21 protein-coding genes are annotated in these 26,075 nt (G+C 62.1%); 15 read left to right on the forward strand and 6 right to left on the reverse strand.

Going from position 1 to position 26,075, the window contains the following annotated elements; translation table 11 throughout:
• Positions 1-43 precede the first annotated feature (43 nt).
• The 10 genes from AC15MQ_RS17795 (at position 44) to AC15MQ_RS17840 (ending at position 14,543) form a co-directional block, all read left to right on the forward strand.
• Complete coding sequence (locus AC15MQ_RS17795; RefSeq protein WP_287654518.1) at positions 44-772, forward strand: amino acid ABC transporter ATP-binding protein; 729 nt, start codon at positions 44-46, stop codon at positions 770-772.
• Positions 773-904: 132 nt separating this feature from the next.
• Complete coding sequence (locus AC15MQ_RS17800) at positions 905-5,578, forward strand: NAD-glutamate dehydrogenase (RefSeq protein WP_287669892.1); 4,674 nt, start codon at positions 905-907, stop codon at positions 5,576-5,578.
• 134 nt (positions 5,579-5,712) lie between these two features.
• The gene (locus AC15MQ_RS17805; RefSeq protein WP_287669890.1) at positions 5,713-6,264 is read left to right on the forward strand and encodes a DUF2889 domain-containing protein; all 552 of its coding nucleotides are present in this window, start codon (positions 5,713-5,715) and stop codon (positions 6,262-6,264) included.
• A 57-nt stretch (positions 6,265-6,321) separates the two neighbouring features.
• Positions 6,322-7,482, forward strand: a complete 1,161-nt coding sequence (gene sucC, locus AC15MQ_RS17810; protein WP_287654515.1) for an ADP-forming succinate--CoA ligase subunit beta — start codon at positions 6,322-6,324, stop codon at positions 7,480-7,482.
• Between the two features lie 9 nt (positions 7,483-7,491).
• Entirely contained in the window at positions 7,492-8,385 is an 894-nt protein-coding gene (gene sucD, locus AC15MQ_RS17815; RefSeq protein WP_287654514.1) for a succinate--CoA ligase subunit alpha, read from the forward strand.
• Between the two features lie 177 nt (positions 8,386-8,562).
• The gene (locus tag AC15MQ_RS17820) at positions 8,563-9,522 is read left to right on the forward strand and encodes an ornithine cyclodeaminase family protein (protein ID WP_483080854.1); all 960 of its coding nucleotides are present in this window, start codon (positions 8,563-8,565) and stop codon (positions 9,520-9,522) included.
• A gap of 144 nt (positions 9,523-9,666) precedes the next feature.
• A complete protein-coding gene (locus tag AC15MQ_RS17825) occupies positions 9,667-10,497 on the forward strand; it encodes a Stp1/IreP family PP2C-type Ser/Thr phosphatase (RefSeq protein ID WP_287654512.1) in 831 nt (276 codons plus the stop codon).
• A gap of 14 nt (positions 10,498-10,511) precedes the next feature.
• Positions 10,512-11,192 (forward strand): FHA domain-containing protein, encoded by a 681-nt coding sequence (locus AC15MQ_RS17830; RefSeq protein ID WP_287654511.1) that lies wholly within the window; start codon positions 10,512-10,514, stop codon positions 11,190-11,192.
• 93 nt (positions 11,193-11,285) lie between these two features.
• Positions 11,286-12,053 (forward strand): MBL fold metallo-hydrolase, encoded by a 768-nt coding sequence (locus AC15MQ_RS17835; RefSeq protein WP_287654510.1) that lies wholly within the window; start codon positions 11,286-11,288, stop codon positions 12,051-12,053.
• A gap of 123 nt (positions 12,054-12,176) precedes the next feature.
• Positions 12,177-14,543 carry a GspE/PulE family protein gene (locus AC15MQ_RS17840; RefSeq protein ID WP_287654509.1) on the forward strand — a complete coding sequence of 789 codons (2,367 nt, stop codon included), beginning with the start codon at positions 12,177-12,179 and terminating at the stop codon, positions 14,541-14,543.
• 293 nt (positions 14,544-14,836) lie between these two features.
• On the opposite strand, the gene AC15MQ_RS17845 is transcribed toward AC15MQ_RS17840, so the two are convergent.
• Positions 14,837-15,427, reverse strand: a complete 591-nt coding sequence (locus AC15MQ_RS17845) for a YiiX/YebB-like N1pC/P60 family cysteine hydrolase (RefSeq protein WP_287654508.1) — start codon at positions 15,425-15,427, stop codon at positions 14,837-14,839.
• 603 nt (positions 15,428-16,030) lie between these two features.
• Between AC15MQ_RS17845 and AC15MQ_RS17850 the strand changes: the two genes are divergently transcribed.
• Positions 16,031-17,356, forward strand: a complete 1,326-nt coding sequence (locus AC15MQ_RS17850) for a ferredoxin reductase family protein (RefSeq protein ID WP_483080855.1) — start codon at positions 16,031-16,033, stop codon at positions 17,354-17,356.
• Positions 17,357-17,533: 177 nt separating this feature from the next.
• On the opposite strand, the gene AC15MQ_RS17855 is transcribed toward AC15MQ_RS17850, so the two are convergent.
• Complete coding sequence (locus tag AC15MQ_RS17855) at positions 17,534-17,818, reverse strand: hypothetical protein (RefSeq protein ID WP_287654506.1); 285 nt, start codon at positions 17,816-17,818, stop codon at positions 17,534-17,536.
• A gap of 112 nt (positions 17,819-17,930) precedes the next feature.
• Between AC15MQ_RS17855 and AC15MQ_RS17860 the strand changes: the two genes are divergently transcribed.
• From AC15MQ_RS17860 to AC15MQ_RS17870, 3 genes are all read left to right on the forward strand, one after another.
• Entirely contained in the window at positions 17,931-18,554 is a 624-nt protein-coding gene (locus tag AC15MQ_RS17860; RefSeq protein ID WP_483080856.1) for an iron chaperone, read from the forward strand.
• A 62-nt stretch (positions 18,555-18,616) separates the two neighbouring features.
• Positions 18,617-20,290 (forward strand): Eco57I restriction-modification methylase domain-containing protein, encoded by a 1,674-nt coding sequence (locus AC15MQ_RS17865; RefSeq protein WP_483080931.1) that lies wholly within the window; start codon positions 18,617-18,619, stop codon positions 20,288-20,290.
• 171 nt (positions 20,291-20,461) lie between these two features.
• On the forward strand, positions 20,462-20,956 hold the full coding sequence (locus tag AC15MQ_RS17870) for a GNAT family N-acetyltransferase (protein ID WP_287654505.1): 495 nt from the start codon (positions 20,462-20,464) through the stop codon (positions 20,954-20,956).
• 63 nt (positions 20,957-21,019) lie between these two features.
• Here the strand turns inward: AC15MQ_RS17870 and mnmC1 are convergent, their stop codons facing one another.
• The 4 genes from mnmC1 to AC15MQ_RS17890 form a co-directional block, all read right to left on the reverse strand.
• Complete coding sequence (gene mnmC1 / locus AC15MQ_RS17875) at positions 21,020-22,228, reverse strand: FAD-dependent 5-carboxymethylaminomethyl-2-thiouridine(34) oxidoreductase MnmC1 (protein ID WP_483080857.1); 1,209 nt, start codon at positions 22,226-22,228, stop codon at positions 21,020-21,022.
• 20 nt (positions 22,229-22,248) lie between these two features.
• Positions 22,249-23,760, reverse strand: coding sequence for a lysine--tRNA ligase (gene lysS, locus AC15MQ_RS17880; protein WP_483080858.1), 1,512 nt, complete (start codon positions 23,758-23,760; stop codon positions 22,249-22,251).
• Positions 23,761-23,815: 55 nt separating this feature from the next.
• Positions 23,816-24,920 (reverse strand): peptide chain release factor 2 gene (gene prfB / locus AC15MQ_RS17885; protein ID WP_287654502.1). Its coding sequence is split into 2 segments (ribosomal slippage): positions 23,816-24,838 and positions 24,840-24,920, totalling 1,104 coding nucleotides; the frame shifts between segments, so codons are not numbered across the junction.
• Positions 24,837-25,148, reverse strand: a complete 312-nt coding sequence (locus AC15MQ_RS17890; RefSeq protein WP_483080932.1) for a hypothetical protein — start codon at positions 25,146-25,148, stop codon at positions 24,837-24,839. The genes prfB and AC15MQ_RS17890 overlap by 84 nt, the downstream gene beginning before the upstream one ends.
• 74 nt (positions 25,149-25,222) lie before the next feature.
• Between AC15MQ_RS17890 and AC15MQ_RS17895 the strand changes: the two genes are divergently transcribed.
• Positions 25,223-26,056 (forward strand): PEP-CTERM sorting domain-containing protein, encoded by an 834-nt coding sequence (locus AC15MQ_RS17895; protein ID WP_287654501.1) that lies wholly within the window; start codon positions 25,223-25,225, stop codon positions 26,054-26,056.
• Positions 26,057-26,075 lie beyond the last annotated feature (19 nt).

The following is a 26,075-nucleotide window of genomic DNA, read 5'->3' on the forward strand; positions in this document are numbered from 1 at the left end:
ACGGCCGGCGGCCATCCTGCAGCAACGACCGAGGAGATTTCCGATGATTTCGATGAACAAGGTCAGCAAGCATTACGGCTCTTTCCAGGTTCTTGCCGACTGCACGACGCAGGTTCACAAGGGCGAAGTGATTGTCGTCTGTGGTCCCTCCGGTTCCGGCAAGTCAACGCTGATCAAATGCGTCAATGGCCTCGAACCCTTTCAAAGCGGTGAAATCATCGTCAATGGCGTTTCCGTTGGCGATCCGAAAACCAATCTTTCCAAGCTGCGTTCGACGGTAGGCATGGTGTTTCAGAATTTCGAACTCTTCCCGCACATGAGCATCATAGATAACCTGGGGATTGCCCAGGTCAAGGTGCTTGGGCGCACACAGGATCAGGCGCGCGAGAAGGGTTTCAAGTTGCTTGATCGGGTCGGCCTGCGTGCGCAGGCGGAAAAGTATCCCGGCCAGCTCTCCGGCGGTCAGCAGCAGCGGGTGGCCATCGCCAGGGCTCTGGCCATGGACCCGATCTGCATGCTGTTTGACGAGCCCACGTCGGCGCTCGACCCGGAGATGGTCAACGAAGTGCTCGACGTGATGACCGAACTGGCACAGGAAGGGATGACCATGATGTGCGTCACTCACGAGATGGGGTTTGCCAAACGCGTTGCCAGTCGGGTGATCTTCATGGATCAGGGGCGGATCGTCGAGGACGACAGCAAGGATGCCTTCTTCGACCACGCCCGTTCGGAGCGGGCGCAACAGTTCCTGGCCAAGATTCTGCATCACTGAGCGTGTGCCGCTGACCAACTGCCGATCCGGCGTTTTGCCGTGCGGGCAGTCCAGAGGTTTCGGCTGCGCAGGCGTCGGCGACCAAAGCGTGGAACCGTAGTGACTCGATCGACATCGCGAGAGGAGAGCGACATGCCAACGGTGACAGAATCGACCCACAACCTGCGCCGCAACCTGCGCGAGATCGCCGAGCATCAGAACTTCTCGGCACGCGTCGGCGAGTACCTTGACAGTTATTTCGTCGATGTCGAACTGAATGCTGCCAGCGACGCCAGTCCGGAAGAACTGCTGGGCGCGGCGACGCAGCATTTTCGTCTGGGTGAGGTTCGTCCGGCACGCGCAGCGGTCAGCGTGCTGTACACCCCTGATTTCGACCGTCACGGCTGGCACTCGCCGCACACCGTGATCGATGTCGTCACCGACGACATGCCCTTTCTGGTCGACTCGATCACCATGGTGGTGTACCGTCGCGGCCTGGTCATCCATCGCTTGTTGCACCCCCTCATCAGTGCCGAACGCGACGCCGAAGGAAAGTTGCTGCGCACCCTCCCGCGTGGCGCCGCCGGTAGCCAGCCGGAATCCTGGATTCACCTGGAGATTGACCGCATCGGCGATACCGACCTGATCGCGGACCTGCACCGCGAAATTGTGGACGTACTCGCCGATGTGCGCGCTGCGGTGGAAGATGGCGCGACCATGCAGCAACGCATGCATGAAGCGGATGTCGAGATGGCCGCGGCGACGGCCGAAGCCTGTGACGAAGTCGCGGCTTATCTGCGCTGGATCGCCGTCAACAATTTCGTTTTTCTGGGTTACGCCGAATACCGTGCGGCGTCTGGCAGTCGCAGCCTCACGCGTGTTGCCGAGAGCGGACTGGGGATTCTTCGCTACCCCGATCATCCCCGCTTCGGCACTTGCCTGGCTGGGATTCCAGGCGTTGTCGCAGAACTCGCAAGAGATCCCCTGCCTGCCATCCTGGTCAAGGCCGACGCCCGTTCGACCGTGCATCGCTCTGCTTACCTCGATTTCATCGGCGTCAAGTGCTATGACGCGAGCGGCAGCATTGTCGGTGTACGGGCTTTCGTCGGCCTGTACACCTCGCACGTTTACCATGTGGCGGCAACCGACGTACCTCTATTGCGGCGCAAGATTGCCGCCGTCCGACAGGATGTCGGCTTCCTGCCGCGCAGCCACCGTGACAAGACCCTGCTCAATGTCCTCGAAACCTATCCCCGCGACGAATTGATCGAAATCGCGCACGACGACCTGATCCGCATTGCGCGTGGCATCGTGTCCTTGTACGAGCGCGAACAGGTGCGTGTTTTTCTGCGCGACGACGCCTGGGGGCGTTATGTGTCGGCGATCGTCTATATGCCGCGCGACCGTTTTGACACCATCCTGCGCGAGCGGATCTCGTCCCTGCTCTGCGAAACTCTGGTCGCCGAGCGTGTGGACTTCTTTGTGATGCTCGGAGAATCGCGGCTGGCGCGGCTGCATTTCATCGCCCGGACGCCGGTTGGCACGCGTTACGCATACGATGCTGGAGCCATCGAAAGGCAGGTGGCGCGCATCGTACGCGGCTGGAGTGACGAACTGAAACAGAACCTCGTGGGGCACTACGGCGAGGAACGGGGCAACAGCCTGCTGCGTCGTTATGCCAACGAGTTGCCTCTTTCCTATCAAGAGCGCGTCACGCCGGCGTCAGCGGTATCCGACCTCGAACGCCTGGAAGCGGCAGAGCAGAGTGGTCGAGTCGAAGTCAAGCTGAGCGCTGCGCAAGGGGACGACGGAGCTCACCAGCACCTGAAACTGTTCCGGCGCGGCCGTCCGCGGCCGCTTTCGGCGATCCTGCCGGTGCTGGAAAACATGGGACTCACGGTGCTTTCCGAGCAGCCATTCAGCCTGCCCAGGAGTGACCTGCACATTGCCGACTTCGCCGTGCAGTTGCCGCAAGCGGCGGCCCTCGACGACGACAGCACACGGCGGGCGTTTGTCGAACTGCTGGAAAGCCTGCTCCGTGACGAGGCCGAGAACGACGGTTTCAACCGCCTGGTCCTGCTGGCAGGTCTGGACGGCCGACAGATCGGCATTCTGCGCGCCTACAGCCGTTACCTGCGGCAGGCCGGCCTGCCGTTCAGCCAGGCCTATGTGCAACGCTGCCTGGCCACGCATTTTCAGATCACGCGTGCTCTGGTCGAGTTCTTCGAAGCCCTTTTTTCTCCGGGCGCAGACGATGCTCGCGCCAGGGTCCTCTACGATGAAGTCAGCACGGCCTTGCTGCAGGTCAGCAATCCTGATGATGATCGAATTATTGCTGCCCTGCAGACGGTGATTGAAGCCACCTTGCGGACCAATGCCTATCAGATCGGTAGCGATGGGAAGGCCAAAGGCTACCTGTCGTTCAAGTTCTCCTCGCAGGACATTCCCTTCCTGCCCGCGCCGGCGCCGCTTTACGAGATATTCGTTTACAACGAGCGTGTCGAAGGCGTCCACCTGCGCGGTGCGCGGGTGGCACGTGGCGGCCTGCGCTGGTCCGATCGCATGGAAGACTTCCGCACCGAGGTACTCGGTCTGGTCAAGGCGCAGATGGTGAAGAACGCGGTGATCGTTCCTTTGGGTTCGAAAGGCGGGTTTGTCTGCAAGCGTCTGCCGTCCGTGGGCGAACGGGAAGCCTTTCAGGCCGAGGGTATTGCCTGTTATTCGACCTTCATTCGCGGCCTGCTCGACCTGACCGACAACCGGGTCGACGAGCAGGTCGTACCGCCCAGCGGCGTACGCCGTCGCGATGGCGACGACCCCTATCTGGTGGTGGCTGCAGACAAGGGAACGGCGACCTTCTCGGACATTGCCAACGCCATTGCCATAGAATATGGTTTCTGGCTCGGCGACGCGTTCGCCTCGGGTGGTTCGGTCGGTTATGACCACAAGAAAATGGCGATTACCGCCCGCGGCGCCTGGGAGGCCATCAAGCGACACTTCCGCGAGTTGGGACTGGACACGCAACAACAGCCGTTCACCGTCGTCGGGATTGGCGACATGTCCGGCGACGTGTTCGGCAACGGCATGTTGTTGTCGTCGCAAGTGCGGCTGCTGGCGGCCTTTGATCACCGCCATCTGTTCATCGACCCGAATCCGGACGCCACGCGCAGTTTTGCCGAGCGGCAACGCCTCTTCGCGCTCGCACGTTCTTCCTGGGCCGACTACGATCCGGCTTTGATTTCTCACGGTGGCGGGGTTTGGTCGCGCAGCGCCAAGTCCATTCCGCTTTCACCGGAGGTGCGCGCCTGGCTGGGTACCGAAACGCTGCATATGACACCTGCCGAGTTGATCAAGGCCATTCTGCAGGCGCCGGTCGACCTGCTTTACAACGGCGGCATCGGTACCTATGTCAAGGCCAGTACGCAGAGTCATCAGGAGGCCAATGATCGGGGCAACGACATCTTGCGGGTTGATGCCAGCCAGCTGAAAGCGCGGGTGATCGGCGAGGGCGGCAACCTCGGTCTGACGCAGAAGGGACGCATCGAATTTGCGCTGAATGGCGGGCGCATCTTCACCGACGCGATCGACAATTCGGCTGGCGTGGATTGTTCTGACCATGAAGTCAACATCAAGATCCTGCTCGCCGGGCTGATCCGGCGCGGTGACATGACCGGCAAGCAGCGCGATCTGCTGCTGGCCTCAATGACCGAAGCAGTGGGTTCGCTGGTTCTGGTCGACAATTACCAGCAGACGCTGGCCATAGCATTGGAGGCTGCGGTGGCACCGGGCCTGATCGAGGTGCATGGGCGCCTGATCCGCAATCTCGAAGCCCAGGGCGCCGTGCACCGTGCCATCGAAGCGCTGCCCGACGACAAGGGCCTCAGCGAACGGGCACAGCAGAAACGCGGTCTCAGCGCGCCGGAGATCGCGGTGCTCCTGGCCTATGCCAAGATCACGCTCAAGCAGGCACTCCTGAAGTCGAGTCTGCCCGACTCCGACGATGTCCATGAACTGCTGGTCAACTACTTTCCCGCGGCCTTGCTCGAGTCCTGCCGCGAACTGTTGTCGACACATCCGCTGAAGCGCGACATCGTCGCCACGCAACTCGTCAATCGTCTGGTCAATCGCATGGGAACGACCTTCGTCATGCAGGTGAGTGACGAGACGGGCGCCTCGCCGGCGCAGGTGGCCGGGGCGTGGTACGCCGCAAGCTGCGTCCTTGGCGCCGAAGCATTGTGGCATGATCTGGAGGCGCTCGACCTGATGGTTCCGGCCGACCGCCAGATGGCGCTGATGGCGGGATTGCGGTCCATGACCGCGGCAGCCACTCCGCTGGTGCTGACGAGGCATCTCGGTGGTGCCAGAATTGGCCAGTTGGTGGCCGACTATCGCACGGCTGTTGCCGAAAGCATGCAGCGGATTCGTCACGGCAAGAATGCTGGGCAGGCGCTGATTGCACTGATCGATGAGCGGGCGTCGATCGTTGCGGCGTTTGAACTGGTGAATCTTGCCAGCGCCTGTGGCCATCCTCTGTACGAGGTCGCCAAGGCGCTTCGGGAAATGGGAGTACAGATCGATCTGGACTGGCTCGGCGCTGCAGTCAACCGCCTTCCCGCCGGCAACCGTTGGCAGGCGAGGGCGCGCGCGCAGCTCACCACCGAGGTGGCTGATCTGCGGCAGCATCTGTTGCGGCAGGTTCTCGGCGGCCGCCCGCTGTCCATCGGCGACGCCCAACATGTCCTCGATGAGCTGAAGAGCAGCGAGCCACAGGATCTGGCCATGCTTTCGGCCGGGTTGGCGGAAATCAGACGTATCGTTGCCTGCTGATGATGGTCACCGCCTGAACACCATCGAGCACTCATAATTATGAATTTTGACGAGATTGCGTGGGGTGATTTGGTGTAGAATTCGGTGCCAGCCGTGAAGCTTTGACACGCGCGCGAATCCCCTCAGGATCATCGATGCCGCTGCCCCCCCCCTCTGTCCACCGCACCCGCATGCACCTTCGCAGCGTTCAGCTCGACGGTTACAAGCGTACCGACGGCTGCTGGGACATCGAGGCACGCCTGGTCGATGTCAAGGACCATGACTATCCGCTGTCGTCCGGCCTGCGGAAGCGGGGCGAGGCGGTCCACGACATGTGGGTACGGGTGACCATTGACCACCAGATGAACATCCTGGATGCCATCGCCTGCACCGATGCCATGCCCTACGCGGGCTATTGCGACCAGATTGCCCCGGCTTACGCCCAAGTGGTCGGCCTCAACCTCTTTCACGGTTTCCGGACGGCAGTCAAGACCCTGTTCCGTGGCACGCGTGGTTGCTCGCATCTCAGCGAACTCTTGATGTTCCTGCCGACCGCGGCGCTGCAGACCTTTGCCAGTGACGTACGCGACAACGACGATAGCGGGCAGAAGCCCTATCAGCTTGACCGTTGCCACGCCCTGGAATCGCATTCGGACGCGGTTCGGCGCTTTTACCCGCGCTGGTACCGTGGCCAGAAGCCCGGGTAGGACGTTCTGCCTGTGGTTCATTACGTTTCGCAACCTTAACTCAAGCAAGGAAAGCGCATGAAAATTCACGAATATCAGGGCAAGGAACTCCTGAAGAAATTCGGCGTTGTGGTTCCGCGCGGGGTGTTCTGTCAATCCGTCGATGACGCGGTCAAGGCAGCCGAATCCCTGGGTGGCAAGGTCTGGGTGGTGAAGGCCCAGATTCACGCTGGTGGTCGTGGCAAGGGCGGTGGCGTCAAGGTGGCCAAGTCGCTGGACGAGGTTCGCCAGTTCGCCGACCAGATCCTTGGCATGCAACTGGTCACGCACCAGACCGGACCGGCGGGCCAGAAAGTGCGCCGGTTGCTGATCGAGGAAGGTGCCGACATCCGCAAGGAATATTACGTGGCGGCGCTGACCGACCGGACGACGCAGAAGGTCGCGATGATGGCTTCTTCCGAAGGCGGCATGGATATCGAGGAAGTTGCCCACAAGACGCCCGAGAAGATCCTCAAGGTCTTCATCGATCCCGTGGATGGGCTGAGCGACGAGCAGGCGGCACAGCTGGCCAACGGCATTGGTGTTCCGGCGGAGTCGGTTGACCGCGCGGTTGCGGCGCTGAAGGGCCTGTACACGTGCTACATGGAAACCGATGCTTCGCTGGCCGAGATCAATCCGCTGATCCTCGAGGGCAACGGCAACATCAAAGCCATCGACGCCAAGTTCAACTTTGATTCCAATTCACTTTATCGGCAACCGGAAATCGTTGCCTACCGCGACCTCGACGAAGAAGATCCTGACGAACTCGAAGCTTCAAAGTTCGATCTGTCCTACATTTCGCTCGATGGCAACATCGGCTGCCTGGTCAACGGCGCCGGACTGGCCATGGCAACCATGGATACCATCAAGCTGTTCGGCGCCGAGCCGGCGAACTTCCTGGATGTCGGTGGCGGCGCGACAACCGAGAAGGTGACCGAGGCTTTCCAGATCATGCTCAGAAATCCCAAGGTCAAGGGCATTCTGGTCAACATCTTCGGTGGCATCATGCGCTGTGACACGATCGCCACCGGCGTCGTGGCAGCAGCCAGGGTCACGCATCTCTCCGTGCCGCTGGTCGTACGCATGAAGGGGACCAACGAGGACATCGGCAAGAAGATTCTGAGCGATTCAGGTTTGCCCATCATCACTGCCGATTCAATGGCTGAAGCCGCCACCAAGATCGTTGCTGCGGTCAGTTAAGGAGCCACCATGTCGATTCTGATTAACAAAGATACCAAAATCATCACCCAGGGCATCACCGGCAAGACCGGACAGTTCCATACCGAAAAGTGCCAGGAGTACGCCAACGGCAAGAACTGCTTTGTCGCCGGGGTTAACCCCAAGAAAGCGGGCGAGAGTATTTTCGGCATCCCGATCTATGGCTCGGTCAAGGAGGCAGCTGCCCAGACTGGTGCAACCGTCTCGGTGATCTACGTACCGCCACCTGGTGCAGCGGCCGCGATCTGGGAAGCGGTCGAAGCCGATCTCGATCTGGTGGTTTGCATTACCGAAGGCATCCCGGTGCGCGACATGCTGGTGGTGCGCAACAAGATGTTGCGGAAAGAAGCCGCCGGAGGCAAGAAGACCTTGCTGCTCGGCCCGAACTGTCCCGGTCTGATTACGCCGGACGAAGTCAAGATCGGCATCATGCCCGGTCACATCCACCGCAAGGGTCGTATCGGCGTGGTTTCACGCTCAGGTACGCTGACCTACGAAGCAGTGGGGCAGCTGACCGAAATCGGTCTGGGCCAGTCTTCGGCAGTCGGTACCGGTGGTGACCCGATCAACGGCCTCAAGCACATCGACATCATGCGGCTGTTCAACGATGATCCGGAAACCGATGCGGTGATCATGATCGGCGAAATCGGCGGTCCGGATGAAGCCGATGCGGCGGTATGGTGCAAGGCCAACATGAAAAAGCCGATCGTCGGCTTCATTGCCGGTGTGACCGCACCGGCGGGCAAGCGCATGGGACACGCCGGTGCGTTGATTTCGGGGGGGGCAGATACTGCGGATGCCAAACTCGCGATCATGGAAGAGTGTGGCTTCACGGTGACCCGCGATCCGTCGGAAATGGGCAAGCTGATCAAGGCGCTGATCTAAGGGCAGTGTGCCGGCATGAAGTCGTGGCAAAAGGGGCAGACTGCGGTCTGCCTTTTTTGTTTGCCCTTGCTGCGCGTCAATTGCCGGTAGAATCGTCGATGAAAGTGTTTGGCGCCATTTGTCGGGCTGCTGCGAGCACAGCGTGTTGATCGTTGAATTTCCCCGTTCGAGGCCAGGATGTCCCTGTTTCTGAGTGAAAAGGATGTTGAACAACTGTTGAGCATGCCGATGGTGCTGGAGGCCGTCGAGGCGGCGCACCGCGATCTTTCGTCGGGGCAGGCTTGCGATGTGCCCAGGCAACGTACCCGCCTGCCGACGACGACCCTGCATATTCTGCAGGGCGCTTTGCCCAGGCTGGACGCCATCGGGTACAAGGCCTACACCAGCAATCGTTCGGGCGTGCGCTTTCTGGTACATCTCTATAGGGTGTCAAGCGGCAGCCTGCGTGCGGTCATCGAGGCCGATCGCCTGGGCATGATGCGTACCGGTGCGGCCGCAGGCATTGCCACACGCTGGCTGGCGCGGTCCGACGCGCAGGTGGCCGGTGTCTTCGGCGCCGGCTGGCAGGCCGAGGGGCATATCGAAGCGCTTGCCGCAGTGCGACCGCTAAGGCGGGTGAAGGTGTTTGCGCGCCGCACCGAAAAGCTGGCTGCCTTCTGCGCCAGAATGTCCGCGCGCCTTGGCATCGAAGTGATCGCCGCAGTTTCGCCGGAAGATGTGGTACGAGGCAGTGATATCGTCAGTACGGTCACCACCTCGGCGACGCCCCTGTTCAATGCCGAATGGTTGTCACCGGGCACACATGTCAATGCTGCCGGTTCGAATTCATTGATTCGTCGGGAACTTGGTGAGGACGTCCTGAAACGCTGCTCGCCGATCGTCGTAGACAGCGTCGAAACGGCTCTGCGTGAGGCCGGTGATCTGCTGCCTTGGCTGGAAAAGGGGCGCCTGCACGCGCGCGAGTTGCTCGAACTCGGGGAGGTGATCTGCGGCCGGCACGCCGGACGTTCGACCGATGACCAGATTACGTTGTTCGAGTCCCAGGGCATGGCCATTCAGGATCTGGCGGTGGCGGTCCACCTTGAGGAGCTGGCGCGTGAACTCGGTGTTGGCATTGAATTGCCTTATGGTAGCTAGTCTTGGCACAATGCTGGGTGTTTGCAGTCCAAGGGGCTTGATGCCTCTCGTTGCCGTTGCAGCCGGGCTTTCGGTCCGGGGATCCTTTCGGACATGCGGCAGATTGCTGTTGGTCGGTGGTGCTGTTCAGTGATGGGGGAGTACGTGACAAACAGTCTCTTGGGTGCGCTGGAAATCGTCGTCCATACCGACCCCGGGCTGGTGCGCGGTCAGAACGAGGATTCGGTGTTTGGTGATGCCAGCCAGGGATTGGCGATCCTCGCCGATGGCATGGGCGGGTACAACGCCGGTGAAGTCGCCAGCAGCATGGCCACCACGCTGCTGGCCAGGCAACTGGCAGAGGCCTTCAAGGTCACCGCAGCATACGAACACGACATTGAGACGGGGCAGCCGTTTGCGCGCCGTTCTCTAGGGGAGCAGATTGCGTCGGTAAATGCGGCGATCTATGTCGCGTCGGCGAGTCAGTCGCAACTCGGCGGCATGGGCACCACGCTGGTGGCGACCGTGTTCTGCGATGACAAGGTGATCGTCGCGCATGTCGGCGATTCGCGCCTGTATCGTTTACGCGGTGAGGAGTTCGTGGCCCTGACCCACGATCACTCGGTCCTCCAGGAACAAATCGATCGCGGTCTGATCACCGCCAAAGAAGCGCGGCACGCGCTCAACCGGAATCTGGTGACCCGCGCCATCGGCGTCGATCCCGATGTGGAAGCGGAAATTCACGTCTATCCGGTACGGGCGGGCGATGTCTATCTGCTGTGTTCGGATGGCTTGTACGATATGGTCGAGGAGGAGGAAATCCAGCACGTCCTGGAAATGTCCGGCGCAAATCTTGATCTGTCGGCGATGCAACTGATCAAGATAGCCAACGACAACGGTGGCGAGGACAATATCTCGGTGGCGGTGGTCAAGGTTCTGCGCGAGTTTCCTGCCGCCAGAGGCGGCTGGTCGAAACTCTGGTCATGGCTCAATTAAGGGCGAGAATAGCGATGGCAAAGCTGATACTTAGCATGGATGGGCTGGTACTCAAGGAAATCCCGCTGGTCAAGGAACGCATGACCGTGGGCCGCAAGGCACACAACGACATCCAGATCGACAATATGGCGATCAGTGGCGAACATGCGGCGGTGGTGACGATTCTCAGTGATTCGTTTCTCGAGGATCTGAACAGTACCAACGGAACGCTGGTCAATGGTCAGCCGGTCAAGAAGCATTTCCTGAAGGACGGCGACGTCATCGAGCTTGGCAAATACAAGATGAAGTATCTTGCCGCACCGGCAGCCTCGGGAGAGGCCTCGGACTACAGCGGTACGGTGGGCGTCGCGTCCATTCCGGGGCCAGGGCTTGCGCATGGCGCTGATGTACTCGCCACCAGCCAGGCAGCGAGTAACGTGGCGCCGCCTGGTCCACCGGCCGCTGCGATCAGGTTGCTCAGCGGCAGCAACGCCGGCCACCAACTGCAGTTGACCAAGACGCTGACCACGCTTGGAAAGCCTGGGCAGGTGGCGGTGATTGCCCGGCGGCCGCATGGTTACTTTTTGACGCACGCTGAAGGTGCAGCCTTCCCGGTGCTGAACGGCCGGGTCGTCGATGCGCAGGCGCAGCGCCTCGAGGATCATGACCTGATCGAGATGGCAGGTGTGAAAATGGAATTCTTTCTGAAGAACTGATGGGCAATAGTATGCCGCTTGGGCGAAGGTGCAACAAGACCGCAACCAAGGCAAGCGGCAGATCCGGGGAGCAGAGGATGCGGCGAAACTAGCATGAAAGTCAGGGTTCTCGGCTGCAGTGGCGGGATTGGCGGCTACCATCTGCGGACCACCTCGATGCTGATCGACCACGATATTCTCGTCGACGCGGGTACGGGTGTCGCCGATCTCCCGCTTGCCGAACTGGCGCTGATCGACCATGTCTTTCTCACCCACTCACACCTTGACCACATTGCCTCGCTGCCGTTGTTGATCGACTCGGTCAGTGATCTGCGAGACAAACCGCTGACGGTTCATGCCACGGCCGCGACGCTCGAGATCCTCGGCGAGCACATCTTCAACTGGGCGATCTGGCCGGATTTCACCATGATCCCAAGCCCGGAGGCAGCTCTCATGCAGTATCGGGCCATCGCTCTGGGACAGTCCGTCCGGCTGGGCGAGAGAACGATCACGGCGCTCCCTGCCGAGCACACGGTTCCAGCGGTGGGCTATCAGCTTGATTCCGGGGCTGGCAGCCTGGTTTTCACCGGCGACACAACGGTCAATGACCGCTTTTGGCCAGTGGTCAATCGCATTGCCAATCTGCGTTATCTACTGATCGAAACCGCCTTCCCGAATCGCGAACAGCGGCTTGCGGAGTTATCCAAACACTTGTGTCCAAGCTTGCTGGCCAGTGAGTTGAGGAAGCTGTCGATCGCCGCCGAGATCTATATCAGTCATCTCAAGCCCAGCCAGATCGAGTTGACGATGGCTGAAATCCAGGCCTGCGCCGCAGACTTCCGGCCCCGAATGCTGCAGAACAATCAGGTCTTCGAATTTTGAGCAATCGGCGATGAACGGGACGGCAAACCGCGGTAGATTTTCCCTGTGTGATTTCCAGTACCACCACTTGCAATACGTGCCGGCGGCAGTCCGGATGCTGCCGCGCAACGAGGATAAGCATAGATGTCAGCCGACTGGCCGCTAGAAACCAACCTGGGTGACATGAGTCGCCGCCTCGGGTTCTTCAAGAACCTGCAGCGCGTCACGACCAAGATTCACGGCACCAGCAACATCGACGAAATCATCCTCGAGATGTCGGAGGATATCTGCGAGTTGTTCCACAGCGATCGCCTGACGATCTACCTGATCAGCGACGACCGCAAGAGCATCGTCTCCAAGGTAAAAACCGGGCTCGCTTCGCATCAGGAGATCAGGTTGCCGATTTCCGAGCAGAGCGTTGCCGGCTATGTCGCCGCGACCGGCAAGGCGGTCAACATTCGCGACGTCTACGATGATCGCGAGTTGGCGGGCCATAGCCCGCGCCTGTATTTCCTTAAAGAAGTCGATCAGCGTACGGGCTACCGATCCAAGCAGATGCTGGTCGCGCCGATTGTCAACGCCCAGAACGGTGAGTTGCTGGGGGTTGTTCAACTGATCAACAATCGCTCGGACATCCCGTTTCCGGGCGTCGCCGACGAAGGCATCCAGGCCCTGGCACAGACCCTGGCGGTAGCCTTTGCGCAGCGCCAGAAGGAACGCCCGGTGCTGAAAGGGAAATACGATGCACTGGTGAGCGATGCGATCATCTCGTCCGCTGAATTTGAACTCGCGCAACGTTCTGCACGCCGCAAGAACAGCAGTCTCGAAGAAGTCCTGCGCATGGAATTCCAGGTTGAATTGCCGGCGATCGGGGCGTCACTGGCCAAGTTCTTCGGCGTTCCTTACGAGCCCTTCCAGAGCGAGCGCATCCGGCCGATCGATCTGCTGAAGAATCTCAAGCGGGACTACGCCGAGGCCAATCACTGGTTGCCGATCGAGGAGACCAGCGAGGGCGTGGTGGTGGTCACCATCGACCCTGAGCGCCTCAAGGGTTCGCGGATGGTCAACAACATTTTCCCGAAGCGGCGGATTGTTTACCGCGTCACCACGCAGCGGGATTTCTCGCAACTGGTCGACCAATTCTTCGGCGCCCTGTCGAACATCGATTCGGTCGGGGATCTGCTGTCCGGTCTCGACGACGATGAAGTGGGCGATACGCCCGGCAGCAATGCCGAGGTCCTCAGTGCCGCAGCGGACAACGAACTCGTGCGGCTGGTTAACAAGATCATCGTCGATGCCTACCAGAAAGGGGCCTCCGATATTCACATCGAACCTCGGCCCGGCAAGGAAAAGACGCTGATTCGCTTCCGTCGGGATGGTTCTCTGGCGCCTTACATCGAAGTGCCGGCATCCTATCGCAGCGCCCTGATCGCGCGCCTGAAAATCATGTCCGATCTCGATATTTCCGAGAAGCGCAGGCCACAGGATGGCAAGATGAAGTTCAAGAAGTGGGGGCCTTTGGACATCGAACTGCGCGTGGCAACGCTGCCGACGGCCGGCGGCATGGAGGATGTCGTGCTGCGCATCCTCGCCGCCGGCGAGCCGATTCCACTCGATGATCTCGGTGTGACGCCACATAACCTCGAACGGCTTAAAGACGTGATCGCCAAGCCCTACGGGCTGTTCTTCGTTTGCGGCCCGACCGGATCGGGAAAGACGACCACCCTGCATTCGATCCTGAGTTACATCAACAAGCCGGAAACGAAAATCTGGACGGCCGAGGACCCGGTCGAGATCACCCAGAAAGGTCTGCGGCAGGTACAGGTCAACAAGAAGGCAGGACTCGATTTCGCGACCGTGATGCGTGCCTTCCTGCGAGCCGACCCCGATGTGATCATGGTTGGCGAAATGCGCGACAAGGAAACCGTGTCGATCGGCATCGAAGCGTCGCTGACCGGCCACCTGGTGTTCGCCACACTGCACACCAACAGCGCCCCGGAGTCGATCAACCGCCTGCTCGACATGGGCATGGACCCCTTCAACTTCGCCGATGCGCTGCTGGGCATTCTTGCGCAGCGGCTCGGCAAGCGCTTGTGCAAATCATGCAAGACTGCCTACCAGGCGACGCCGGAAGACATCCAGTTGCTGCTCTCGGAGTACTGCGCCGAAATGAAGGACACGGCGCAATGGCAGGCCGACGCGCAGGCTGCCATCGAGCGCGTGCGCCAGGAATGGCTGGCGCGCTACGCCAGCGAGGGCCGCTTCACTCTCTACCGTGCCCGCGGCTGCGATGCCTGTGCGGGCAGCGGCTACAAGGGGCGTGTCGGCCTGCACGAACTGCTGATCGGTACCGACCGCCTCAAGCGTCAGATTCAGGAGCACGCGCGCGTGGCCGAGTTGCTTACCACCGCGCTCAATGAAGGCATGCACACCCTCAAGATGGACGGCATCGAAAAAGTCCTGTCGGGAGTTACCGACCTGAAGCAGGTGCGGGCGGTCTGCATCAAGTAGCTGCCCGCAAGGGGGCCGCCGCGGTTGGCGAATGGCCTGGTGTTGGCGATCAGCCGGTCGGGAAGAGGGCTTCGAGACTGGTGGCCCCGAGGCGAGGAAAGTACTATGAGTGACTTCCAGCGCCAGGCAGGGAGAATCTGAAGTTGTTGTCCAGGCAGAGTTCAGCCTCGATCTGTGTGACGATCGGAACACTGGGCATTCAAGCGGTTGCTGCAGGGGCTGAGAAAGCAAGCCTGCCCCCCTCCTATTCTTGCCGAAGCTCCCAGCCCCATCGCCACCGGCTGCGCTCGCCGTCACATGATCCGAAATTTCATCAGCACGCGTCCATCCTGCCAGATGTCGTCGGGGCTGATCGAGTTGCGGTTGAACCTGAAGGCGATCTCGGCCTTGCGGAACGCCTCGTAGACCAGTTCTGAACAGATGTACTTGCGGTCGCGGTTCTTGCGGCCGCGCTTGAAGAGAATGCGCATCGCGATGCGGAAGATTTCCCAGTTGTCGTAGGGTCTGGTCAGTTCGTCCATGCCGAAGCTGATCGCCTTCTTGAGCTTCTCGTGGTCCGGCGCGGGATCGATGCGGCCGATGATGATGTGTCCCTTGTAGGGTTTGTTGCGGCCGTGGTAGTCGCGAAGATACTTGGAAAGCGGCGCCAGGCGAACGCCGATGACGGTCTCGCTCTCCAGAACGAAGATGCGCTGCAGGTTGTCGTCGCGATAGATGATGCCGACGTGGCTCCAGACGGATCGGGTGAACCACTGGATCGTCTTCGAGAAGAAATAGCTGCCCGAGCAGAAAACCAGATCACCGGTGCGCAGTTGGTCGCGCACCTGCTCATAGTCAAGTACGGGGAGCCTGGCGACGGTCTTGACGGCAAGGGTATCGGCCATGCGGGGCTCCGGTGAGGGGTCAAGGTTCTGCGGCCGCGGCCATCGCGAACGCGGAAAGGGCGCCGCCATGATCTGCGAAACTGTCGCTCGCCGTTGCGAAAGGCGATTTCTTCGGCCACCTGGGCCGGCAGTTGTCGCAACCAGGCGCGGTAGTCGGCCATGATACTGCCGTAGCTGTCCCAGCGCTCGTCGATCCAGGTATCCGATCCGATCAGAAAACGTTCCGGTACTTTTCGAACAGCCGCTTCCAGTCGGCGCGGATCTGGCAATTGCCGTCGGTGATGCCGTAGCGGTAGGAGAGTTCGTGCCAGAGGTTCGGGTAACTGCGCAAGTAAACTTCGACCTTGGCTGGATTGGCGAATCCACGAGCGGCGCAGCTCAACCGGCTCGGTGCTCTGGCGCACAGACCACCCGGCGCCGTGCGCTCACGATACGGAGGCAGTGCCCAGGCCCACCCGGAGGGTCAGTGATCAACTCGCAAGAACAACAAATGCCTCTCTCGATCATCAGCAGTGCCTCAGTCCCCGCCTGCCCAGGAATGGATCTTCGCCAGACTTCGCTGACCTTTGCCGGGCCGGCGCGACGCGGCACGCTGGAAGTGCCATGAAGCCTGTCAAGCTGAGCTTCTGGGGCATCGCGATCGTGCTGACCGGGCTGTGCCTGGCGGCCGAGCCGCCGTTTTCGGTGCCATACGAATTCCTGGTGCTGCGTGCTTTGCTGATCAACTACAGCGGCATCATCGCCATCGGCATGATGAGCGTGGCCATGATCCTGGCGGTCAGGCCGGTCTTCTTCGAACCCTTCCTGGGTGGCCTCGACAAGATGTATCGACTGCACAAGTGGCTCGGTATCGGCGCGCTGCTGATGGCCAGTACGCACTGGCTGTTGACGCAGGCACCGCAATGGCTCGTCGGTCTCGGCTTGATGGCGCGGCCTGCGCGCCATGGTGCGCCCGCGCCGGGTGAAGGCGTGCAGCAATTCTTCCAGAGTCAGCGCGGGCTGGCGGAGGGGATCGGCGAATGGGCCTTCTACGCCACCGCGCTGTTGATCGTGCTGGCGCTGCTGAAGCGCTTTCCCTATCGCCACTTCTTCAAGACCCATCGCCTGCTGGCGGTGGCGTATCTGTTCCTGGTCTTTCATTCGGTGGTGCTGATGAAGTTCAGCTACTGGCGCGAGGCCGTCGGGCCGGTGCTGGCAGGGTTGTTGATGGCCGGCAGCGCGGCCGCCCTGGGCATCCTCTGCAGCCGCGTGGGGCAGAGCCGTCGGGCGGTGGCGGTGATCGACGAAATCAGCCGCCATCAGGACATCCACGTCCTCGAAGTGGCGATTCGGCTCAAGGGTCGATGGCGCGGTCACCAGGCCGGGCAGTTCGCTTTCGTCACTTTCGATGCGCAGGAAGGTCCGCACCCGTTCACCATCACCTCGGTGTGGAATGGCGATGGACGCCTGCGCTTTGCGATCAAGGCCCTGGGTGACTATACGCAGACCCTGCCGGCGACGCTGAAGGTCGGCGATCCGGTCAAGGTCGAGGGTCCCTACGACCAGTTCAACTTTATCGGAAACAAACCGCGCCAGATCTGGATTGCCGGTGGCATCGGCATCACCCCGTTCGTGGCGCGCATGAAAAAACTCGCGCGGCAACCCGATGGCAAGATCGTCGACCTGTTCTACAGTACCGCTCGGGCAGACGACGAGATCATCAGCCGCCTGCGACGCGACGCGCAGGTGGCGAAGGTCACGCTGCACGTGCTCAAGGGCGGGGACACCCCGTTGACCGTGGAACGGATCACGCGGGTCGTTCCGAAATGGCAATCCAGCGATATCTGGTTCTGTGGTCCGTCGGGCTTTGGCCATGATCTGCGCCGCGATTTCCGTGCCAGGCGATTGCCTGCCGAGGACTTCCATCAAGAACTGTTCGAACTGCGGTGACCGCCACGCCACCGTGCCACGCCAGATCGCTACCAGCCATGCTGGCGCCCGCCGCGCTGCTGGCGGGCTGCGCCTCGATGGCTCCGCCCTAGGCAGTGCCGGTCTTGCCAGTGGACCGTAGCGAAACTTCGTGGTCAGGTCTCCGAATGAGCTTCGCGCCCCTGTGATGTCAGTTGTTCAAGGAATATAGTCGGGATTACGCGTGCCGACGACAATGATCTGGAAGCCACCCTGATCAAGCGGGATCGTATCCTTGTAAAGCTGTTCTGCCGCATCATTGGTTCTGTAAACCTTGACCTTGCGACATTGCAGTCCTGGTTCGATGAACTCAAAGTTGTAAGCAGATGGCTGATCAATCCTTCCTGATGTCACGGGTTTTGGCACATCCGGAACATGGTGTGCGAGAAGATAGGTACTCGGCACCTGGCCCGAAACTGGTTGTTGTTGTGGTTGCTGCGGCACCCGGCCCGGTCTCTGCGTTGATCGCGGCTGCCGGTTTGCCGTCGACGATGCGTTCGCTCAGCAGCTCGATAAACAACGCCTTGACTCGCGCGGAGTCGGCCGGCGTGGCATCATGAGCACGCCGGCCAGGTTGACGCGGCATCGGAATCGACAGGAAGTCGCCACCGCTGCGCCACCGTTGTCGGGCAGTGACGCCCCGAATTTCTCCGGCAGAAAGTCCACGATGCGAGCGAACCCGGTAATCCCCGAAGACATCGATGCCTATATCGCGGCGTTTCCCGCGGACATCCAGGCCGTTCTGCAAGCGATGCGCGCGACCATCAGGCTGGCGGCGCCGGACGCGACGGAGAAGATCAGCTACCGGATCCCGACCTTTGTCCAGCACGGCAACCTGGTGCACTTTGCCGCGTTCACCAATCACCTCGGGTTCTACCCGGGCGCGTCGGCGATCGCCGAATTCCGCGACGAGATCGCCGCCTATCCCACATCGAAGGGAACGCTGCAGTTGCCGCTGAGCGTCGATATTCCGGTCGCGCTGATCACCGCGATGACCCGCTTCCGGGTCGGGGAGAACCTCGCCAGGGCCGGCAGCAAGGGCCGGGCGGATACTCCGGCGTCGCCCTGTCGGCAGGATGTTGCCGTGCCCGCGCTGAGCGGGTCTGGCCGCCGCCCGGCCAGCGATGCGGCCGGCGACGTACCTGGTGAAAAATCTGGCAGCAGGCAGGGAGGATCATGAAGGTGTTGTCCAGGCAGTTCAGCCTTGATCTGTGTGACGATCGGAACACTGGGCATTCGCCAATGGTGGCTGCGGCGATCGAGAAACTGTCCAGTGCCGCCGGAACGGAATCGCGTGGCGCCATCTTTACCCGCTCCGAGGTGGTTGATTTCATCCTCGACCTTGCGGGCTATACCGACGACCAGCCGCTGCATGCGAAGCGATTGTTGGAGCCTGCATTTGGCGGCGGCGATTTCCTGCTGCCCGTCGTCGGCAGGCTGCTGCGGGCGTGGCGGGCCAAGCGGGCAACCGACTCGCCGCTGGAAGATCTGGGCGATGCCATCCGGGCCGTCGAGCTGCATCGTGAGACTTTTCAGGCGACGCACGCGGCCGTGCAGGCCTTGCTCAGGCAGCAAGGCCTGGCTGCCGGAACGGCGATGCTCCTGGCCGAGCGTTGGCTTTCCCTGGGCGACTTCCTGTTGGCTCCTCTCGATGGGCCATTCGACTTCGTGGTTGGCAATCCGCCCTATGTTCGCCAGGAATCGATTCCGGCGCCGCTGCTGGCAGAATACCGCAGCCGCTATCAAACGATGTATGACCGGGCCGATATCTTCATCCCGTTTATTGAGCGTTCACTTTCGCTGCTCGGCAAGAGCGGCAGTCTGGCGTTCATCTGCGCGGATCGCTGGATGAAGAACCGCTATGGCGGGCCGCTGCGCAGCCTCGTGGCCGAGCAGTTCCACCTGAAGATCTATATCGACATGATGGACACTCCAGCATTCCACTCCGATGTGATCGCGTATCCGGCGATCACCGTCATTACGCGCGAAGCGCCAGGCACGACACGCATTGCCCATCGCCCGGCCATCGACCGCGCGACGCTGGCGACACTGACCGATGCGCTGTGCGCGCGGATCGTGCCGAAGGAGCCTGGATTGGTGCGCGAGATGGTGGGCGTTGCCGATGGTTCGCAGCCGTGGCTGCTCGAATCATTGGATCAGATGGCCTTGATTCGCCGCCTGGAGCGGCGTTTTCCCAGCCTTGAGGAAGTGGGCTGCAAGGTGGGGATCGGCGTAGCGACCGGCGCGGACAAGGCATACATCGCTGACTTCAAGGCGCTCGATGTCGAGGCGGATCGCAAACTGCCGCTGGTGACCACCAGGGACATTGCCTCCGGCGAAGTGCAATGGCGGGGGCAGGGCATCGTCAATCCGTTTGCCGAGGGTGGAGGTCTTGTCGATCTCCGCCATTATCCGCGCCTGCGCCTTTACCTGGAACTGCGTCGCGACGTCATTGCCGGTCGTCACTGCGCGCAAAAGAATCCGGCCAACTGGTATCGCACGATTGACCGCATCACGCCGGCACTCGCGACGACTCCGAAGCTCCTGATACCAGACATCAAAGGTGAGGCGCATGTGGTTTTCGAAGGGGGGGAGCTGTATCCCCATCACAACCTCTATTATGTCGTATCGAAGGATTGGGACTTGCGAGCCTTGCAGGCCGTCATGCTCTCAGCCGCGACCCGTCTTTTCGTATCCACTTACTCAACGAAGATGCGTGGCGGGTTCCTGAGGTTTCAGGCGCAGTACCTGCGGCGCATCCGCATTCCACGTTGGGCGGAGGTATCCGCGCAACTGCGGGCGGAACTGGCAGATGCCGCCATCAAAAGGGACCTGCAGGCGTGCAACCGTGCCGTATTCAAACTGTATGGCCTGAGCAGCGAAGAGCAGTCAACCCTTGGAGGGAATGGAGAGTGAAGACATTCGTTACCGCTCTGGCTGGTCACATTGCCGGAGAGGCTGCCAGACTCGGCTGACGCATGCTGCCGGGGTGCAATGCAAGCGCCGCCGTCGCCGCCGGGCGCGCTCACCGACACATGATCCGGAACTGCATCAGTACGCGTCCATCCGGCTTCGTGAGGATTTTCCATGCAGAACATTGCCATTCGTGAGGCTGCGTCAGGCGACTTCGAGTCCATCTGCGCGTTGAATCTCGCCGAGGTGCAGCACACCAGCGACATGGACGTCGCTCGCCTGCAGGCTCTCGACCGGCTTGCCTGTTACCACAAGCTGGGCTGCGTCGAAGGGCAAGTTGTCGCTTTTCTGTTGGCCATGCGTCACGACGCGCGATACGAGAACGACAACTTCAGCTGGTTCTCCCGGCATTACCCGCGCTTTCTGTATATTGACCGAATCGTGGTGTCGGCGGCGTTTCGCGGCAGGCGCCTGGCCTCGCTGCTGTACGAAGACCTCTTCCGCTACGCGCGCCGGCAGGGCCTGCCGGTGGTGACCTGCGAATACAACATCGTGCCGGCCAATGAGCCGTCACGCCTGTTTCACGACCGCTTTGGCTTCAGGGAGCAGGGCACCCAGTGGGTGGCCGGCGGCAGCAAGCAGGTGTCGCTGCAGGCCGCGCCGACCTGAACCTGACGCGGGGCGCGTGTGCCCGCTCTGGATTCGCCGCCAGGCGCGGGTCACGCGCCGCCTTCAACGCTCGTCAGGAAGCCGCAATCCAGACCGCCGGCGGCCACGCAGCAGGAAGCGCCCGGGATCGACGGCGTCGACCAGCTCGCCGGCGAGCGGCGGTGCTTCGCCGGTGATCAGGCAGGCCAGCAGTTCGCCGGCCAGCGCCGACCAGACGATGCCGCGCGCACCGAAGCCGTTGATCAGGTAGAGGCCCGGCAGGCGCGGCAGCTGATCAAGGGGCGGCGAGGGACGCCCGGGGTCGACCGCGCCGGCGTCGGCGACAGCGCCGATCAACGGCAGGCGGTCGGGTGACAGCGGGCGGAAGCCGACGCGGCCGGCGAGGGCCTCGGGACGCAGGCCACGGCTGTAGCCGGGCAGGATGAAATCGAGTTTGGCGAGGTTCTCGGCGTGGTCGGCGACGCGCAGCGCCGCTTCGTCGTCGTCGACGGCAAAGGTGGCTCCGGCGCAGCGCAGGCCGTCGATCGCCGGGGTCACGTAGCCGAGGCGGCAGACGACGATGGCCGGCGCCGACACCGCCTCGGCAGGCAGATGCGAAACCTGTCCGCGCGCGGCGCGCAGCGGCAGATGTGCGGCCGCCGGGAAGTCGCGGGTCGCGCTGCCGTTGGCGAGAATCAGCACCGGCGCCTCGGCGATGCGATCTCCGGCGGCGTCGTAAGCGCACCACCGGTCGGCGTGGCGTTCGATGCGCGCGACCCGGCAACCGTAGTGGGCGGTGATCAAAGCGGCGTGTCGCGCCAGGTTGGCCCGGCACAGCGACGCCGGATCGACCCAGCCGCCGCCGGGAAACCACCAGCCACCACCGGCGACCGGCCAGCCGGCGAGCGCGCTGGCTTGTTCACGGTCGACGAAGCGCAGGTAGTCGGCGGCCGGCTGCTGGGCTTCGACGACGCGTTGCTGGGTGCTCGCGTGTCGCTCGTCACGCGCCAGATGCAGCACGCCGGTCCGACCCCAGCGCAGCGGCAGACCGGCGGCGGTCAGGGTCGCGAGATGCGCGGAAGTATACTGAAAACTGGCGCGTGTCAGCCGCGCGAGGCGGTTGTCGTCGAGCGAGGGCAAGGGCCGCAAGACGCCGGCGAGGTTGCCGGAGGCGCCTTCGCCGGGCGCCTGAGCGCGTTCGATCAGGGCGATCGCCCAGCCGCGCGCGGCCAGCCGTTCGGCGGCGCTGCTGCCGGCCAGGCCTGCGCCGATGACGATCGCGTGGCGGCGCATGCGCCGGCGGCTTCGGCAGCCTACTCGGCGCGCATCTGCGGGAAGAGGATCACGTCGCGGATGTTCGCCGCGTCGGTGAGCAGCATCACCAGCCGGTCGATGCCGATGCCGCAGCCGGCGGTCGGCGGCAGGCCATACTCGAGTGCGCGCACGTAGTCGGCATCGTAGTACATGGCTTCCTCGTCACCGGCCTCCTTGGCCTTCGCCTGTTCGAGAAAACGTGCCGCCTGGTCTTCGGGGTCGTTCAACTCGGAGAAGCCGTTGGCGATCTCGCGGCCGGCGATGAACAGCTCGAAGCGCTCGGCGACCTCCGGGTTGCTGTCGCTGCGGCGCGCCAGCGGGCTGACTTCGGCCGGGTAGTCGATGATGAAGGTCGGGTCCCAGAGTTCGGCTTCGGCGGTTTCCTCGAAGAGTTTCAGTTGCAACGCGCCGACGCCGGCTTCCGCGCCGGTTTCGACCTTCATCGCCGTCAACTTCTGCCGTAGCCAGGCGGCGTCGCCGAGTTGCGCGACGCTGAAGCCGGGATGGAACTGCCGGATGGCTTCGATGATCGTCAGGCGGGCAAACGGCCTGGCGAAGTCGAGCGTCCGGCCCTGGTAGGTGAAGACCTCGCTGGCCAGCGCCTCGCGCGCGCTGTGGCGCAGCAGACCTTCGGTGAAGTCCATCAACCGGCGGTACTCGGAGTACGCCTCGTAGAACTCCATCATCGTGAATTCGGGGTTGTGGCGCGGGCTGATGCCTTCGTTGCGGAAATTGCGGTTGATCTCGAAGACCTTTTCGAGGCCGCCGACGACCAGACGCTTGAGATAGAGCTCCGGCGCGATGCGCAGGAACAGCGGCATGTCGAGCGCGTTATGGTGCGTGGCGAACGGTCTCGCCGTCGCGCCGCCGGGAATCGGGTGCATCATCGGCGTCTCGACTTCGAGGAAACCGTGCTTGACCATGTGGCCGCGAATCGACTGCACGATGCGGCTGCGCACGGCGAAGGTGAAGCGCGACTGCTCGTTGGTGATCAGATCGACGTAACGCATGCGGTACTTCTGTTCCTGGTCGGTCAGGCCGTGGAACTTTTCCGGCAGTGGCCGCAGGGATTTGCAGAGCAGACGGATCTCCGAGCACTCGACGGTCAGTTCTTCGGTGCGCGTGCGAAACAGCGTGCCGACGGCGCCCACGATGTCGCCGATGTCCCAGCGCTTGAACGCCGCGTAGTCGGACTCGCCGATGTGGTCGCGGCTGACATAGACCTGGATGCGGCCCGAGAGGTCCTGCAGGGTGATGAACGAGGCCTTGCCCATCACCCGCTTGAGCATGATGCGCCCGGCGACCCGGACTTCGACCGGCGCCGCGGCCAGTTCCTCGCGGCTTCTGGCTTCGTAGAGGTCGTTGATCTTGCCGGCGGTATTCTCGCGCGCGAAGTCGTTCGGGTAGGCCTGCCCGCTCTGGCGCCATTCGGCGAGTTTGGCACGACGTTCGGCGATGATGTGGTTTTCGTCGGGTGGCGAGCCTTCGGGGCTGCTGTGGGTCTGGGACATGATGTGCGGATTCTCGCGATCGGTGCTCGGATGGGTAGTACAGGCGTCGGACGCGCTACACGCCCTGCTTCAGGCTGGCTTCGATGAACTGGTCGAGGTCGCCGTCGAGCACGCCCTGGGTATTGCCGACTTCGACGTTGGTGCGCAGATCCTTGATCCGCGACTGGTCGAGAACGTACGAGCGGATCTGGTGGCCCCAGCCGATGTCGGACTTGGCGTCTTCGAGTTTCTGTTGCTCGGCCTGGCGCTTGCGCATCTCGGCTTCGTAGATGCGCGACTTCAACATGGCCATCGCTTCGGCGCGGTTGCGGTGCTGCGAACGGTCATTCTGGCATTGCACGACGATATTGGTCGGCAGGTGCGTGATGCGTACCGCCGAGTCGGTCTTGTTGATATGCTGGCCGCCGGCGCCGGAGGCGCGATAGGTATCGATGCGCAGGTCGGACGGATTGATGTCCACCTCGAACGAGTCGTCGATTTCGGGGTAGGCCGTCACCGAGCAGAAGCTGGTGTGGCGGCGGGCGTTCGAGTCGAACGGCGACTTGCGTACCAGGCGGTGGATGCCGGTTTCCGAACGCAGCATGCCGTAAGCGTACTCGCCGCTGAGCTTGATGCTGGCGGTCTTGATGCCGGCGACTTCACCCTCCGATTCTTCCAGAACCTCGACCGCGTAGCCCTTGCGTTCGGCGTAGCGGATGTACATGCGCAGCAGCATCGCCGCCCAGTCCTGTGCCTCGGTGCCGCCGGCGCCGGCCTGGATGTCGACGAAGCAGTTGAGCGGGTCGGCCGGGTTGTTGAACATGCGTCGGAATTCCAGGGCGGCAACTTCCTTGTCGATGCCGTCGATGTCGGCGACGACCGCGTGCAGCGTGTCGTCGTCGTTTTCCTCGCGGGCCATGGCAAACAGGTCGTCGGCGTCGCGCAGGCCATCGTCGACCCGATTCAGGGTGAGCACGACATTTTCCAGCGCCCGTTTTTCGCGGCCGAGTTCCTGTGCGCGTTCGGCGTTGTCCCAGACCTTGGGATCTTCGAGTTCGCGGGCGACGGCCTTTAACTGATCAGCTTTCTGATCGTAGTCAAAGATACCTCCGCAGCTCAGTGGCCCGCAGACCCAGGTCGGCGAGCCGGTTTTCGATGGTGTTGAGTTGTTCGGCTTCCATGAATGAGATCCCTGCGCGCGTGATGAATGAACCCCGAATTATATACGCCTGACGATAGCGACTGGCATCCGGGCGCCACGCGGTCAATCTGCAGGTCTTCGCCGTCGCGCGGGTGCGTTGCCGATGGCTGTCGGGATTCTTTACACCGGCCAGGCATGGCACCCGCACGCTGTCCATAGCACATTGTTGTAAAAGAACAAAATGTTCTGGCGGGAATTTTGCTTGCATTGCCCGCTCCAGCCCTCCACGAGTCATTGGCGGCGTCGCTGGCGCAGCATCCCATCAATGAGAGGAGAAAGAAGATGATTTCAATCCACAAGTCCGCGGGCGTGCTGGCTGCCTTGCTGTTGGCTCCATCGGCCTGGGCTGCGCTGCTCACCTTCGAGTCGACCGGTCCCGATGCGGCGGCGATCACTCCGACGCGCGATGCTTTTCGCAGCACGGTCGGCGGCGGCAGCATCGCCGCGGCCAACGGTTCCTTCGGCGGCCTGCGCCGCGAGATCAACTGGGACGGAGTACCTGACGGGCGGACCGACCCCAACCTGTTGCCCGCCGACTTCTTCAATGTCAATTCACCGCGCGGCGTGGTTTTCAGTACGCCGGGCAGCGGTTTTCTGGTCAGTACCAACGGCGGCGCGGCCAATCCGACGCTGTTCGGTTTTCCGGGCGACTTCCAGGCGTTCAGCGCGCAAAAGCTGTTTACCGCGGTGAACAGCAACATCACCGATGTCACGTTCTTTGTGCCGGGGACGACGCTCGCCGCCACGACCAGCGCCTTCGGCGCCGTCTTTGTTGACGTTGAATCCGCCGGTTTGAGCAGAATGGAGTTCTTCGACGACAGCGACGCGCTGATTTATGCGCGCGACGTTCTGGTCGCCGGCAACCAGGGTTTGAGCTTCCTCGGCGCGGTGGCCACCGGTGGCGAAAAGATCAGCCGGGTGCGCCTGACGTCGGGACTGAATACCATCGTCGCCAATGGTCTGCTCGGCAACCCGAACGATGATGTCGTGGTGATGGACGACTTCCTCTATGCCGAGCCCAGCCGCGCCGTCCCGGAGCCTTCCGCGCTTGCGCTGGCCGGTCTCGGTCTGGTTTGCGGCCTGATCGGGCGACGTCAGCGCCGGCCGGCGGGCTGAGCGGGGGAAGCAGCGATCC

This window comes from Candidatus Accumulibacter propinquus (assembly GCF_056856495.1).

Bases quoted from the DNA above. Each gene is read 5' to 3' on its own strand.
- AC15MQ_RS17795 (WP_287654518.1), top strand. From the start codon at position 44: ATGATTTCGATGAACAAGGTCAGCAAGCATTACGGCTCTTTCCAGGTT.
- AC15MQ_RS17800 (WP_287669892.1), top strand. From the start codon at position 905: ATGCCAACGGTGACAGAATCGACCCACAACCTGCGCCGCAACCTGCGC.
- AC15MQ_RS17805 (WP_287669890.1), top strand. From the start codon at position 5,713: ATGCCGCTGCCCCCCCCCTCTGTCCACCGCACCCGCATGCACCTTCGC.
- sucC (WP_287654515.1), top strand. From the start codon at position 6,322: ATGAAAATTCACGAATATCAGGGCAAGGAACTCCTGAAGAAATTCGGC.
- sucD (WP_287654514.1), top strand. From the start codon at position 7,492: ATGTCGATTCTGATTAACAAAGATACCAAAATCATCACCCAGGGCATC.
- AC15MQ_RS17820 (WP_483080854.1), top strand. From the start codon at position 8,563: ATGTCCCTGTTTCTGAGTGAAAAGGATGTTGAACAACTGTTGAGCATG.
- AC15MQ_RS17830 (WP_287654511.1), top strand. From the start codon at position 10,512: ATGGCAAAGCTGATACTTAGCATGGATGGGCTGGTACTCAAGGAAATC.
- AC15MQ_RS17835 (WP_287654510.1), top strand. From the start codon at position 11,286: ATGAAAGTCAGGGTTCTCGGCTGCAGTGGCGGGATTGGCGGCTACCAT.
- AC15MQ_RS17840 (WP_287654509.1), top strand. From the start codon at position 12,177: ATGTCAGCCGACTGGCCGCTAGAAACCAACCTGGGTGACATGAGTCGC.
- AC15MQ_RS17845 (WP_287654508.1), bottom strand. From the start codon at position 15,427: ATGGCCGATACCCTTGCCGTCAAGACCGTCGCCAGGCTCCCCGTACTT.
- AC15MQ_RS17850 (WP_483080855.1), top strand. From the start codon at position 16,031: ATGAAGCCTGTCAAGCTGAGCTTCTGGGGCATCGCGATCGTGCTGACC.
- AC15MQ_RS17860 (WP_483080856.1), top strand. From the start codon at position 17,931: ATGAGCACGCCGGCCAGGTTGACGCGGCATCGGAATCGACAGGAAGTC.
- AC15MQ_RS17865 (WP_483080931.1), top strand. From the start codon at position 18,617: ATGGTGGCTGCGGCGATCGAGAAACTGTCCAGTGCCGCCGGAACGGAA.
- AC15MQ_RS17870 (WP_287654505.1), top strand. From the start codon at position 20,462: ATGCAGAACATTGCCATTCGTGAGGCTGCGTCAGGCGACTTCGAGTCC.
- mnmC1 (WP_483080857.1), bottom strand. From the start codon at position 22,228: ATGCGCCGCCACGCGATCGTCATCGGCGCAGGCCTGGCCGGCAGCAGC.
- lysS (WP_483080858.1), bottom strand. From the start codon at position 23,760: ATGTCCCAGACCCACAGCAGCCCCGAAGGCTCGCCACCCGACGAAAAC.
- AC15MQ_RS17890 (WP_483080932.1), bottom strand. From the start codon at position 25,148: ATGCAAGCAAAATTCCCGCCAGAACATTTTGTTCTTTTACAACAATGT.
- AC15MQ_RS17895 (WP_287654501.1), top strand. From the start codon at position 25,223: ATGATTTCAATCCACAAGTCCGCGGGCGTGCTGGCTGCCTTGCTGTTG.